Source organism: Castellaniella sp., assembly GCF_049651205.1.
Classification (GTDB): domain Bacteria; phylum Pseudomonadota; class Gammaproteobacteria; order Burkholderiales; family Burkholderiaceae_B; genus Castellaniella.
The window spans coordinates 1-13,712 of sequence record NZ_JBASBR010000012.1; the positions used below are offsets into that span (position 1 = coordinate 1).

At 56.9% G+C, this 13,712-nt stretch carries 11 protein-coding genes; 3 read left to right on the forward strand and 8 right to left on the reverse strand.

What is annotated here, in order from left to right:
• Positions 1-18 precede the first annotated feature (18 nt).
• The 3 genes from WA928_RS07285 (at position 19) to dbpA (ending at position 6,822) form a co-directional block, all read left to right on the forward strand.
• Positions 19-915 carry a flagellin gene (locus WA928_RS07285; RefSeq protein ID WP_424301569.1) on the forward strand — a complete coding sequence of 299 codons (897 nt, stop codon included), beginning with the start codon at positions 19-21 and terminating at the stop codon, positions 913-915.
• A 141-nt stretch (positions 916-1,056) separates the two neighbouring features.
• The gene (locus tag WA928_RS07290) at positions 1,057-4,908 is read left to right on the forward strand and encodes a sulfotransferase (RefSeq protein WP_424301572.1); all 3,852 of its coding nucleotides are present in this window, start codon (positions 1,057-1,059) and stop codon (positions 4,906-4,908) included.
• Positions 4,909-5,442: 534 nt separating this feature from the next.
• The gene (dbpA, locus tag WA928_RS07295) at positions 5,443-6,822 is read left to right on the forward strand and encodes an ATP-dependent RNA helicase DbpA (RefSeq protein ID WP_424301575.1); all 1,380 of its coding nucleotides are present in this window, start codon (positions 5,443-5,445) and stop codon (positions 6,820-6,822) included.
• 154 nt (positions 6,823-6,976) lie between these two features.
• Here the strand turns inward: dbpA and WA928_RS07300 are convergent, their stop codons facing one another.
• From WA928_RS07300 to WA928_RS07335, 8 genes are all read right to left on the reverse strand, one after another.
• Complete coding sequence (locus tag WA928_RS07300) at positions 6,977-7,444, reverse strand: hypothetical protein (RefSeq protein ID WP_424301578.1); 468 nt, start codon at positions 7,442-7,444, stop codon at positions 6,977-6,979.
• On the reverse strand, positions 7,444-8,703 hold the full coding sequence (locus WA928_RS07305) for a type II toxin-antitoxin system HipA family toxin (RefSeq protein WP_424301581.1): 1,260 nt from the start codon (positions 8,701-8,703) through the stop codon (positions 7,444-7,446). The genes WA928_RS07300 and WA928_RS07305 overlap by 1 nt, the downstream gene beginning before the upstream one ends.
• A 9-nt stretch (positions 8,704-8,712) precedes the next feature.
• On the reverse strand, positions 8,713-9,012 hold the full coding sequence (locus WA928_RS07310) for a helix-turn-helix domain-containing protein (RefSeq protein WP_350380605.1): 300 nt from the start codon (positions 9,010-9,012) through the stop codon (positions 8,713-8,715).
• 271 nt (positions 9,013-9,283) lie between these two features.
• Positions 9,284-9,640 (reverse strand): RidA family protein, encoded by a 357-nt coding sequence (locus WA928_RS07315; RefSeq protein WP_424301585.1) that lies wholly within the window; start codon positions 9,638-9,640, stop codon positions 9,284-9,286.
• A gap of 36 nt (positions 9,641-9,676) precedes the next feature.
• Positions 9,677-10,819, reverse strand: a complete 1,143-nt coding sequence (locus WA928_RS07320) for an NAD(P)/FAD-dependent oxidoreductase (RefSeq protein ID WP_424301588.1) — start codon at positions 10,817-10,819, stop codon at positions 9,677-9,679.
• Complete coding sequence (locus WA928_RS07325; protein WP_424301591.1) at positions 10,812-12,245, reverse strand: FAD-dependent oxidoreductase; 1,434 nt, start codon at positions 12,243-12,245, stop codon at positions 10,812-10,814. The genes WA928_RS07320 and WA928_RS07325 overlap by 8 nt, the downstream gene beginning before the upstream one ends.
• On the reverse strand, positions 12,238-12,582 hold the full coding sequence (locus WA928_RS07330; RefSeq protein ID WP_424301594.1) for a (2Fe-2S)-binding protein: 345 nt from the start codon (positions 12,580-12,582) through the stop codon (positions 12,238-12,240). Before WA928_RS07330 ends, WA928_RS07325 begins: the two co-directional genes overlap by 8 nt.
• A complete protein-coding gene (locus WA928_RS07335) occupies positions 12,572-13,705 on the reverse strand; it encodes an NAD(P)/FAD-dependent oxidoreductase (protein ID WP_417251459.1) in 1,134 nt (377 codons plus the stop codon). The genes WA928_RS07330 and WA928_RS07335 overlap by 11 nt, the downstream gene beginning before the upstream one ends.
• Positions 13,706-13,712: the final 7 nt, after the last annotated feature.

Sequence of the window (13,712 nt, forward strand, 5' to 3'; positions counted from 1 at the left end):
ACAACTTAGGAGTCTCTCATGGCTGTTATCAACACCAACTACCTTGCTCTGGTCTCCCAGAACAACCTGAACAAATCCCAGGGTGCACTGGGCTCCGCCATCGAGCGCCTGTCCTCGGGCCTGCGCATCAATAGCGCCAAAGACGACGCTGCCGGCCAAGCCATCGCAAACCGCTTTACCTCTAACATCAATGGCTTGACCCAAGCTGCCCGCAATGCCAACGACGGCATCTCCATCGCTCAAACCACCGAAGGTGCGCTGAACGAAATCAACAATAACCTGCAACGTATCCGTCAGCTGGTAGTTCAAGCCAACAACGGCACCAACTCCGGCAAAGATCTCGTGTCCATCAACGAGGAAGTCATCGCACGCGTGCAGGAAATCAACCGTGTCGGCGAACAAACCCAATTCAACGGCATCAAAGTCATGGGATCCGCTGTCTCCGACATCAAGATCCAGGTTGGCGCATTCGATAGTGAAACCATCACTATTGACCTCAGCCAAGTAACGGCTTCAACACTGTTTTCGGGTACAGGAGCCAGCAACTTAGCCGCAGTGAGCAGCGCCACCGATGCTACTACAGCAGGAGGAGCAGGCATCCTAACAAGTTACACGGCTGCCAGCGACAAGGCTACCGTCACCGGCGGGCTATTGGCTGTCATCGACAACGCAATCTCAATCGTGGACAGTAAACGCAGCGGCCTGGGTGCTATCCAGAATCGCTTCGAGTCCACCATCGCCAACCTCAATAATACTGTCACCAACCTGTCTGCTGCTCGGTCGCGTATCGAAGATGCCGACTACTCAGTCGAGGTCTCCAACATGACGCGCGCCCAGATCCTGCAACAGGCTGGCACCGCCGTATTGGCACAGGCCAACCAAGTACCGCAGACCATGCTTAGCTTGCTGCGTTAAGCCACAGCGCTGCTTTTACCGCCCGAAGATAGCACTAACAGGCTGTATAAACTGGCAGCTCGACAAATCGTCGACTCATAAAATGTGGGTCGACGATTTGCTATCATACTCAGTGGTTTTCACCTTATCGGACACACTGTCATGCCGACTCCTTCCCCATCCAATTATTCTGATATTCCTGTAGAAGCAATCCGAGAAGCCATCGAACTGCTGAAGCAGGGTGAAAACCTACGGGCAGAAACAAAGCTGGCAACGCTCCAGCAACAATATCCACACAATATACACGTCCAAGCGCTGTACGCAGACACCAAGCGCAAGCTAGGCCATCACAAAGAAGCAATCGCATCATATCGCCTGGTTTTGGAGGGCGGGCTACGCGATCCCGAAGTAGTGCTGGATTTTGTTCAAAGCCTACTACAAGAAAGAGAGTTCGACGAGGCCGACACCTTAGTTGACGAGATCCTTGCAAAAGAATCAGAAAACACCAAGGCCCTCAAGCTAAAAGGCGATATTCTGAATAAAAAGGGAGGCCCATTAGCTGCCCTGTCGTATTATCGGAAGGCTCTGGATCTACAGCCGGGCAATGTGTCACTGTACCGGGTGATCTCTGTGCTGGATACCTTCAGCGCGGATAGCCCTGTATTTAAAGTTTTGCCAAAGGCATTAGCTTTGGATATCAAGGATGATCGCGAACGCGCAGGTCTTCTTGCAACCCTTGCCAAAGCATACCTGGATATCGGCGAGGACTCTCTTGCGTTTCAATATTACCGCCAAGCCAATAAGGCAGTTAACCACAGTTTGCCGCCTATTCGTCAAGAGCTTGAACAACGGCTGGCCTACACACGATTCCACTACACTAAAGCCCTTTATAACCAACTAGCTGCACACGGCGAACAAACGCGTCCGCAAATCATCGTCGCGGGGATGTCTCGCTCTGGAAAAAGCCTGGTCGAATCTCTTTTCAGAGGAGTTGAAGGCGTTACGTTAACAGGCGAAACAAAGCTGCTTAGCGACTATCACAAACAAGTGCTGGCGAACTACAACGGCAGCGAAAATCAATGGCTGGCATTCCAGACGCCAGAACTTGTACGCGACAATGCAGCCGGTTATCTAAAGCAACTACAAGCGTTAAACGATCAAGACACGATTCGCATAACCACTATGCCCGGCGACATTTGGAATCTGGGCCTAATCGGGCTATGGGCGCCCAATGTGCCAATCATATTTTGCGTGCGTGACGTACTGGATCTGGCCATCACTGGTTATTTCCAACAATACCAAAATCCAGAAGGCTATCGCTATAGCTACGACCTTAACCATATGGGTCGACAAATTGCCATCTTTGAAAAATTGATGGAGCATTGGGCACAGGTACTTCCTAATCCGATATATCTCGTTGACTACGAAGCAGTTGTTCGCGACCCTCAAACAGTAATGAACAACCTGCTGGCGCAATTGGATCTGAAACGTACGCAGTCGTACGAAGGCATCATCAATGCAAATGCTGGCCTGGAGTCCTGCATCAGCCCCATTGCATCACAAGATGCGGCAATGCCTATTACCAGCCGGTTTATTGGTATTTCACAGCGATTCAAGGCGTACCTGAACCCTACAATCGAAGGATATCAAGAAATCATCGAGCAATTTCCTCGTCAGGAGCCTCCGGCAACGTTCTCCGTGGCGTTACCCGACGTACTACAAGAAACTTCCCGCACAGATCAACACACAGCGGCCCATACAGATTTTATTTGGCAGTTTAAAGGCCAGATAAAAGTAATCGATAATGGTGGTGTAGTTCTACAAAACGGCCTGATTCACAAGCTACTGGAGCTTAATGCATTCAGCACTGTCATGTTTGACCCAGGCACTGAGCTTGAGTTGGGCGATAACCTGAGAAAAAATGACGCACTGCAGTTGATCACTGGTACTACGCTCGGTGATGGGCAAAAAAAGATCTGGCACACTTTTGGCACAGCTTCATGTAACGGTACATTAGCTCTGCTACCAGCCACCAGCCTTCCCCGGATGTTACGCAAGGCAGGAGATACGCAGTGGCAAGAGCCGATTTATTCTGTTGCCCTGGACGATCTCGCCAACTCTGAAGCACTTGAATGGCTCATCCTAAGGGCGGGCTATGACACTTTGTCAATCTTGCAGCATGGTGCACATACTCTGGCAGATACCCTGCTTGTTCATATCAACATCGCCATCCAGCCTACTTGGTTAAATCAACCCAGCCTCGATCAAATTACAAATTGGGCGCAGGAGCATGGCTACCGCCTGCACAAATTGCTTGATCAAACCATGATGCGAGCAATAGAAGACCAGGCAGATCTTCCACACCCGCCAGAGCCATCTGAATTATGGGCGATTGGCATCCTATTGGTGCCAAGCGACCAACGCTTGGCTACGATGACAGATAACCAACTATGGAAACTGGCATTTATCCTGCATTCTGTCTATCAGACCAAAGATCTCGCTTACAGCATTATCAAACAACTGGATAAAGATACCGCCGAGGAATATCTTAAGGCTGGAAATATTCACCACCGCGAGAGCAAGGTTCCGGGCAATGCCGCGCTTAAAAAATTAGGTATCGACCTCAAAGCAGGCAAGGTTCACCAACATCTAACCCTAATCAGAAGCCTCGAGAAAGGTTATCCGGAAAATCCTCAAGTACTGATGCTGGTGGCTCAAAAATATTCATGGCTGGGTGTCAATCAATCCGCGCTGAAAACTATCCAGCACGCAATGGAGCTGTCTCCCGAAGACATATATATTCGCCAAGCCGCGATCGAAATACTCCTAAACTGTGGCTTGTGGTGGGAAGCTAATCAAACTGCACGCGCCCTGTTGGTAAAGCAGCCGGACAATCTTGATACCATGCAACTGGTTGCACAAGCATTGGCGGCAGATCCAATCCCCAATATCCCACTGATCCACGCCACGATCGACATCCTGAAGCAGATTCTCAATGGGAATGAAGGGTCTTCCACTGAGGACACCACAGACTCGGAAAATACTGGAAACCCGTCTGAGGACCTATTATCCAAAGCAGCATACGTCAGCACAAAGGCCCGCCTGCATGCACGTGTCGGCCAGTTTGATCAAGCACTTGATTTGCACACCCAGGCTCTGGAGATTATGGGCCCTGATATCCAGGGGCCAAGGCGTGCGGGAGCACTGATCAACCAAGCCGATAGCCTATTTGAAACCGGAAAGATAGATGATAGCTGCCAGGCACTTTGGCAGGCTTGCTGCTGCTACCCATACTCTCCAATAACGGTCAGAGCATCCATCAGCCTTAATCAACGGCTTGCAAAGTGCCAAGATCCAGTACTAAACAAACTGGCAGCGCTGCACAACGAAATACAAGAAATTTGGTCAGAATACAAAAAGGAAAATCTCAAATCAAGCTTTGGTGATTTTGGTTTGCCCTACCAAGCTTTCGAGCCCTTAATGTTACCTGGGACGAGGCCTGCCATGCATCGCCTCGGAATATACGGGCTCGACCAGGATTTGCCACATGGTGCACGAGCATTGGATATTGGCTGCAACCATGGATACCTGTTGATGGGTCTGGCACCCAAGTTAAGCTACGGGCTGGGTTTTGATATTAGCCAAAGCTGCATTGACGTGGGTAATGCCGTAGGAAAATACCTTGGACATCAGCACATCGAGCTAAGCAGCAAACCGTTTGATGACTTTGTTTGCGAAGAGGCTTTCGACTTGGTCATCGCGTGTGCTGTCCACCACTGGATTGGTGTCCCTCTCACTGAATTTGGTGCAAAGCTACACAGCTACTGCAAACCAAACGGCATTGTGTTGCTTGAAAGCCAAGGCACCCGCAAAACGAACCGTGTAGAACCCAACTTTGAAGAGAAAGCAAGCACGATTGCCAGTGCAGGCTTTGAAGTGATCCGGAAAGGAAGCCTGTGTGATGACTCGATTAATTACCGGGAGTTCTGGATTCTTCGCAAAATAGCTGAGTAACTGAAAAAATACGGAAAGCTTACGCAGAGCGCTCTGCCACCCCTAACAAATCCGTGTATAGGCCGATGGCTTCCAGCCATCGGCCCCTCCCTACTTGAAAAGTAGCACTACCGATAGCTTGCAGCACCCCCTTCGTGCTGGCGCAGGCCAACCAGGCTCCACAAGCCATGTTGTTCCTACCGCGTTAATTCACTAGCATAGGTACCGATGAAAACGATGCAACTCGCAAGTGGGTTGGCCTATTTGTCATTTTTGGCTAGTTATGTGGTTAGGAGAAAGAGAGTATGAGTAAGTATCTTGATGGGTTCAACAAGGCCCCCAAAGCGAGCTAAGAGACACTGACGCGAATAGCAGCGACAACCTCGCCCTCGCTGATACCGAGCTTGGCCATGGAGTACCAGGAAAACTGTGTATATTGCGATGGGAAGCTTTTGTTGGGCCTGTCCATATCGTAGAAGAAGGTCATAGCAAACCGTCGCTGCAATATTCCTCAAAGACCACCATAGGTGGCTTAGGCCCCCTTCGACCATCACCGTGACTACACCTATTTTTTCCAATCTGCCGATTTCCCCCGCCCAGCTCGCTAATCTGGCTCACATGGGGTATCAGGCCATGACGCCGATCCAGGCGCAGAGCCTGCCCATCATCCTGGAAGGCCGTGACCTGATCGCGCAAGCCAAGACCGGCAGCGGTAAGACTGCGGCCTTTGGCCTGGGCATCCTGCACCGCCTGAATTCCACGCAATGGACGCCGCAGGCGCTGATCGTCTGCCCCACCCGTGAACTGTCCGAACAGGTTGCCACCGAACTGCGCCGCCTGGCGCGCGCCGACGGTAACATCAAGGTGCTGACGCTAACGGGCGGCGCCTCTGCGCGCCCCCAAAACGAATCGCTGGCGCATGGCGCCCACGTCATCGTCGGCACGCCAGGACGCCTGCTAGACCACCTGGCACGCCAAACGCTGGATCTCTCCACTGTGCGCACGCTGGTGCTGGACGAGGCAGACCGCATGGTGGACATGGGCTTCTTCCCCGATGTGATGGAGATCGCCCGCGCCTGTCCGGATCAGCGTCAAACACTGCTGTTTTCCGCCACCTACCCGGAAAGCATCCGCCAAGATGTCGAGCACCTGCTCACGAACCCCGAGTTCGTCAAAGTGGACGCAGTGCATAGCGAAGCGCAGATCGAACAGCATTTCTACGAGATCGACACAGTGAATCGCTTCGAGGCAACCGCCTTGCTGCTACGCCATTTTCAGCCGGAATCAGCGCTTGCTTTCTGCAATACCAAGGCGGCCTGCGCCGAACTGTCCACCCATCTGAAGCAGGCGGGATTCAGCGCACTAGCGCTGCACGGCGACATGGATCAGCGCGACCGGGACGACGTGCTGGTGCAGTTCTCAAACCACAGCAGCAACATCCTGGTGGCGACGGATGTGGCGGCGCGCGGGCTGGACATTCCGTCGCTACCCATGGTGATCAATGTCGAGCTAGCCCGCGACCTCCAGGTGCACACGCACCGGGTGGGCCGCACGGGCCGGATGCAAGAATCGGGGATGGCGCTAAGCCTGTGCGCCCCGGATGAACAATACGTGGCGTCACGCATCGCGCAGCAACTTGGGCGCCCCCTGGACCTGAAGCCGCTGCCTCGTCAGAAGACCTCGGGGCGGCCTGCCCAGGCGCCCATGGTGACGCTGCTGGTGCTGGGCGGCAAAAAGGCCAAGCTGCGTCCGGCGGATCTGCTGGGCGCACTGACGGGCGACGGCGGGCTGACGCGGGAACAAGTCGGCAAGATCAACATCACGGACCAGGTATCCTACATTGCGCTCAGCCGCTCCGTCGCGCACCGCTCATTTCCGCACCTGGAAAGCATCCTGATCAAGGGCAAGAAGCAGCGGATGAAATTACTGCCGTAAATGGGCAGTTGCCCGTGCCCGCTGGTTCCGCGATGAGAGGCACGGCAAGCTGGTGTTGCCAGACACGTCAGCATTCATTCCCGTGGTCATCACCGACTCACTTCCTGTGTGCTTACACGACGCTGGAAGATGTGTTCCGCGACTGATCTCGGAGTCAACGCACCTCAGGTGCAAGGTTTCCTTGCTGATAGACTTCTGCCGAAACATGCTCGGCAAGTTTTTGCATGCCATCGGTCATGGCGGCAATGACCGTCGGTGCATTCCAAAGGCGATTGCGGCAGCGGCCTGAGACGGCTTGCAAGATGCCCAATGCAAGGAGGTCGCCGATCCAGTTTTGGACGGTCCGGTATCTGCCGGGCATTTTTGACCGATCACTGCTAGACATCAGCCCGCGGTGGGTTTCCAGTATCAAGGGCTGATCAAGAGCGGCTTGACCGCGTCGGCGGACCTCCCCCAGCCTCCACGTAAACGCCCGGACATAGTTCATCGTCAGGACAGCATCGGCATCCTGAACGTCTTCCTGCTGCTCACCCTCAATCACGGCGAGCCAGGGCGATGAGCACATAGCACTGAGGCCCATCCACGAAGGGGCGAGCAGGCAAGGGAGTGACGGAAAATTCATCACTGCCGCAAAGCAGCAAACGCAGCGCCTTGGCTAATGCCTTGCCATATGGTGTTGATTTGCCCGGATGGTACTTTTTGCTCCACGGCAAAATCCGGCCAAGCCGCTACAGCCTGAAATACCTGCTGGACGATACTGTCGGCGTCATCTACGCCCAAGCGCTGGCCCAGGCGCTGCAAAGATGCAAGCGAGGGCTGTCCTTCTCCTTCTACCGACGTCATGTGCTCGGTACCGCCCATCCCGCTGCTGAAAGTGAGGTCGTAGGCGGGGGAAAACTGCCAGGTGCCGTTGCCCTCACCTGATTCAATCAGCGTGAAGTTCTTTACGTGGTCGTCCTGGTTGTGGGCCAGCACATTAAAAACCGCAAGCCGGTAGGCCTTGGAAACCTCGCGCACATCCCTGGAGGCCATCCCCACAAGTTTCAGTACATCTTCGTAGTCCATGCTGGGCTCGCGATGAGAAAGCTCCAGCATCCCGCCCACGGATACGATGTGGCGTTTCACATCGCCAACCCGATCAAACCGTCGCACTGCAAAGAAGTCTTGTGGTTGGCCATCTACCCGCGCAGAAACCAGGCGCGTCTCTGGCATGATGACGCCGGCAGATTGAGCCATACACGCATACGCAAGCTCAATGCGCCCCATGGCCATCGGATCGTCATGTCCACGAAACTTCACCATCCAATGATCGTAGCCGGACGGCAAGGGACCAAAACCCGAAATACAACGGTTGCCATCTTGCGCCAGTGCTACCGTTACCTTTGGCCGCGCACCACCTGGCGAACCACCATGGATGTAAAGCTCGTTGAGAACCGTTTCTGTTCGGCCTTCGATCAGCAAGGTCGCTTCTTGTGCCAGGCGATCCAGAGAGGGAGGCTCAGAAGGCATCGCATCCAGCATGGCTGGGCGAAACCCTAAAGCGCCCATCGCCCGATCACCCATGTAGGCCAGGCGATCGAGTGGGCTTATTTCCCGACGCGACCACCCCTTGCGTGCCAACAGGGCGCGATCCATCAGCAACAGGCCCCAACCGTCTGGCAAGGCATCGTTGAAAACACCGTGAAGACCTTGAAATACCCTTGTATCGGTGGCTTTGAATGCGCCTGTACGCAAAGCGAAGGCGGGCATCGGGCTTAAGGCAAATCCAGACCTGATCCAGCGATCATCGTACTCGAACCAGATCTCTCCCTTGGAACTGCGCGCCAGCTGACCAACGGGCTGCCCGGACAGAAGCACCTCAAGCTCGGTCACATGCTGCATGGCCATCTCCTAGCCACGCCCGCGTTTTCGGGCAGGCTGGACAATATCTTTTAGACGCACCGGCTCTCCCATCGAGGCGAAAAGCCCCTTGAAATCATCCAAATTGCCTAACGCCTGTGCGAGCTTCAAAAGTGCCATCACGCCGATCTCCCCCGTGGTCTCGAAGCGTTTGATCGTGCCCTCTGGCACCCCGGAGCGAGCGGCAAGACTTTTGCGTGAAAGGTTTTCAGCAAGACGGCGCTGACGCGCCGCCTGAGCAATTTTCTGCGCGATATCTTGATGGTTAACAATAGATAATATCTGATCCATTAAATGATAAATATTTATTTAACAGATAACATATTATCACTTATATGGAATGAATACATCACTGTACTGGCGTCAGCAAAGCTCAGAATCACAATTGATGCAAGGCCTTGATCACCACGATGCTCAGCCGTATCGGCAAACCCGTCCGATTGGCAACTGGCTAGTATGGGCCCAAGGCATCAGAAGACGACACGACACAAAAAGCTCTCAAAAAGGCCCATGACAGCGTTGTTTACAAGCCGATGGCTTGCAGCCATCGGCCCTCCGCTACTTAAACAGCAGCGCTAACAATAATTTCCACCAGCAACCCCGGGCGGGCCAGGTGCGCCTCGCACGTAGCGCGGGTAGGCACGCCCTGAGGATCCACCCACTCGGCCCAGACGGCATTCATCCCGGCAAAATCGCGGTCGATGTCGCGCAGCCAGATTTGTGCGGTCAGCAGGTGGGATTTGTTGGTGCCGGCCTGGGCCAGGTAGCCATCGATCTTGGCCAGGGCGTCGCGGGTTTGTTCCTTGATGTCTGCTTCGGGGTTGGAGCCGGTTACCCCGGCGATGTAGGCCACGCCGTTGTGGATGACGATGCGGCTGAGGCGTTCGGTACTGTCAATGCGCTGGATGTCGGTAGACATGTGGAGTGCTCCTGATAAGCAAAAAGAAAATGGACGTTAGAAAAAACGGCCAACAGAAAATGGGGCGATGGGCAGGCGGCTGGTGCCGTCGCACAGTAACTCACTGACAATGCGCCCCGCGATTGGCCCCAGCTCAAAGCCGTGGGCCGAGAAACCAAAGGCGTGGATCACATGGGCGTCATTGCGGCTAGGGCCCAACACGGGGATGCCATCGGGCAAAAAGGCTTCTACCCCGCCCCAGGCATGGGCCACGGGCAATTGTGCCAGATGTGGAAACAGGCTGCGCACCGTATGGGCGCTGGGCGCAAGGCTTAGCAGGTCGACATCGGCAACACGGTCGGTCAGGTTGGGCTGGCAGCGCAGGCCGCCGCCAATCACCACGGTGCCATTGGCAAATTGCTTCAACGACAATGGCCGGCTGGATCCACCCAATACGGGGCTTAAAAATGAAGCGGTACGCTGGGTCACCATCAGCATCAGGCCATCGGCCGTTACAGGTACGGGATCTCCCAGCTGTTGGGCCAGCTGGCCTGCCCAGGCCCCGGCGGCGTTTACCAGGGCGGGTGCGGTAAAGGTTTGGCCTCGCGCGGATACTACCCAGTTTGAGCCCCGCTGCCGCACCTGGGTGACACAATGGTTTTCGTGGATGTGCACGCCGGCCGCCTGGGCGGCTTGGTAAAACGCCATCACTGCGCCATAGGGCCAGGCGTGGCCATCACCCTCCACCCAGATGCCGCCTCGCACGTGCGGCGCCATGGCCGGCACCAGCGCACGCACTTCCTCCTGGCTGATCATCACTTCATGATGGTAGCCCAAAGATGCCAACTGCTGCACGCGCTGCTGCGCGTTTTGCACGTCCTGGTCGGTTTCCAGCACCTGCAGCTGGCCACAGGACACAAAGCCAAGATCTTGCCCGACGACCTCCTGCCCTACCCGCCAGATGTCGTCGCGGGAGGCCAGGGCCAGAGGGATCTCGGCCTCGTGGCGGCCCATGGTGCGCACGCCCCCGGCGTTGACGCCGGAGGAATGGCGGCCACAGTAGTCTCTTTCAAGCAAACACACCGAGAGCCCGCGCTTGGCCAAATGCCACGCCGAGGACAAACCCACCAGGCCGCCGCCCACCACAATGACGTCGCAGCCCTGCGGCAGGCTGCCGGCTGCAGGTGCCTTGTCAGCCATGATGCGGGGCTTCCTCTGCCAGTTGTGCCAGGGTGATGGGTTTGATGGGCGGGCGAATCCGGTAGTAGCCCACCTCGGCAGGCGGCATGTTGCGGGCGCCGGCAATCAGCTCGGTTACCGTCAGGCCGCACTGGCGGCCCTGGCACGGGCCCATGCCACACCGGCTAAACGACTTGGTCTGGTTGGGGCCGGTACATCCCAGTTCTACATACTCGCGCAAGCGCCCGGCGCTGACTTCCTCGCAACGGCACACCGTCACATCGTCTGCGGGGATGCGGTGCTCATCGCGCGGGCGGTAAAGCGCATCGATAAACGGCCGGATCTGGCGGGCCTTTTTTAGTGCTGCAATCAGCGGTGCAGCCAGCGTGTCGCGCTGTGCCGCATCCAGCTTGCCTGCGGCACTGGCCACACCCAGGCCGGTGATCCGGCCCTGCAATGCGGCCGCCTGTGCACCACTGATGGCTGCACCGTCGCCCGCCACATAAATACCGGGCACGTCCAGCTGGCCCCAGGCATCGGTTTGCGGGTGCCAGCATAGCTGCTGCTCACTCCACTGGTGGGCTGCCCGCAGCGACCATGTAATCTGGGTATTGGGCACCACCCCCTGATGCAGCAGGATCAGGCTGGCCGGCAAGCTGTGGTGCTGCCCATCCGCGGTAAAGGTGATCTGCTCGGCATGGGTCTCGCCTTGTATGGCCAAGCCGGACACACCTCGGTAATGGGGCACTTTATGCCGCCGGATGGCGGCCAACAGCCCCAGGCCTTTGGCCAGGTCTCGCCAGCCGGCCAGCATCTGGCCCACATGGCCGCGGGCATGCCCCGGGCGGGGTGCCTCTGCGGTATCCAGAATAGCCTTGATGGGCACGCCGGCCCGCAAATATTGCCAGGCCAGCAAATACAACAAAGGCCCGCAGCCCGCCAGCACCGGCGCTTGCTGCGGCACCACCCCAGCGCTTTTCATAAGGATTTGCGCCGCGCCGGCTGTCATCACTCCCGGCAGTGTCCAGCCCGGTATAGGAAAGGGCCGCTCCATGGCACCGGTGGCCACCACCACGGCGGCAGTTGCCTGCAGGCTTAGTACATGCCCGTCGCGCAAGGCATGTACCCGGCGCTCTCGGGTAAGCTGCCAGACGGCGGTATTGGGCCAGTATTGGGCACCAGAGGACAAAAACGCCTGCGCAATCTGGCTGCCTTTTTGATAATCAGGGCCCAGGATAGCCTGCCGATTGGCATCGGCCTGGGTAATCTGGCGGTAGATCTGGCCGCCAACGGCGTGTTGCTCGTCCAGCAGCACCACCGACAGCCCCTGATGGCTGGCTTCGGTGGCCGCCGCCATACCGGCCGGCCCTGCCCCGATCACCACCACATCCACCTGGACATCGGGTTCACGCAGGGGCACGTACTCTTGTTCTGCCAAACTAGCCATGAAGCACCTCCTGCTGTGCCAGGCCGGCAAATCCCGGCATGCGCATGGATTTCACCACCATGCCTTCCTGCACCGTCACCAGGCAAGACTGCTGATTCGGCTGGCCATCGATCTCTACCAGGCACTCGAAGCACACACCCATCATGCAATAAGGGGCACGCGGGCGCTGGCTGACGGCCGAAGGATGGAAGGCCTCCAGGCCAGCGAGCAACAAGGCGGCTGCCACCGAGATACCGGCGGGCACCGCCATGGGCTGGCCATCCAGCTCAAGCGTAATCTGTGCCACCGTGGCCCCAGGCGCGGCCGGCAAGGTGCGAAACAATTGTTCAGTGCGCATCCAAAGGCCCCTCCGTTGGCCTGGTCGAGCAAAATCGGTTAACTCCAAAACCATCGATACCGGCCGGCCGGTCACCTCCAGCCAGCCAGGGCGCCAGGGTTAGCGCATGCTGCGCGGCCAGCGTGACGCCGCTGTGGCAAGTGATGACAAACGCGCCCGGCAAGCTGTCAGACTCCTGATACACCGGAAAGCCATCGGGCGTCATCACCCGCAGCGCGGCCCAACTGCGCACCAGGCGCAGCTCGCCCAGCGCCGGCATGCAACGCACGGCACGGGCAGCGATATTGCCCAATACCGGCGTGCTGACGTTATCGTCGTAGCCAGCCTCTTCCATCGAATCACCCACCTGAATGGTGCCCTCATCGGTTTGGCGGATCAGATTGTTGGGATAGGACAGCACCGGCGGCAGGCGCTCGGTGATGAGAACCTCGCCACGGTTGGGTGCCACGGGCACCTGCAGGCCGATGTGCGGCGCCAGCGTGCGATTGGCCAGGCCGGCTGCCAGCACAACACGGCCCGCCTGCCAGCGTTGCATACCTGCCTGCACTTCAAAGCCACTGCCTTGTTTGGCGACGGTGGTAACGTGCTGACGCGTATGGATGGCCACCCCGCGCTGCCGACAGGCCTGATGCAGGCTGCCCAATAGCTTCAAAGGATTGACGTGCCCGTCCATAGGCGAATAACTGGCACCAAATACAGTTGGGCCCAGGGCCGGCAGGAGCGTGCGCGCCGCTTTAAGATCAAGCATCTCAAAGGGATAATCGGCCCCCACGGCATCCTGCAACTCTTGCAGGCGTGCCTGGCGCTCCAGGAACTCACTTTCTGTGAGGCACAGATGCAGGCCGCCGCGTTGTTGCAGGCAGACATCCACACCGGTGTCCTCCAGCAACGCAGCTGCCAGCTGCGGCCACAGGCGCGCCGAGCCACGGCTCCAGCGGGCGTAATCAGGCTTGCCCACGCCTTTACCTTGCACCCACACCAGGCCGAAGTTACCGCGCGAAGCCCTGAAGACCTGGTCACCCTCATCCAGCAAGGTAACGCTTACCCCCTGGCGCGCCAGCCCATAGGCAACGGCACTACCCAGCAGGCCTGCGCCCACCACCACAACATCACTTGTTTGCATGCTTGGC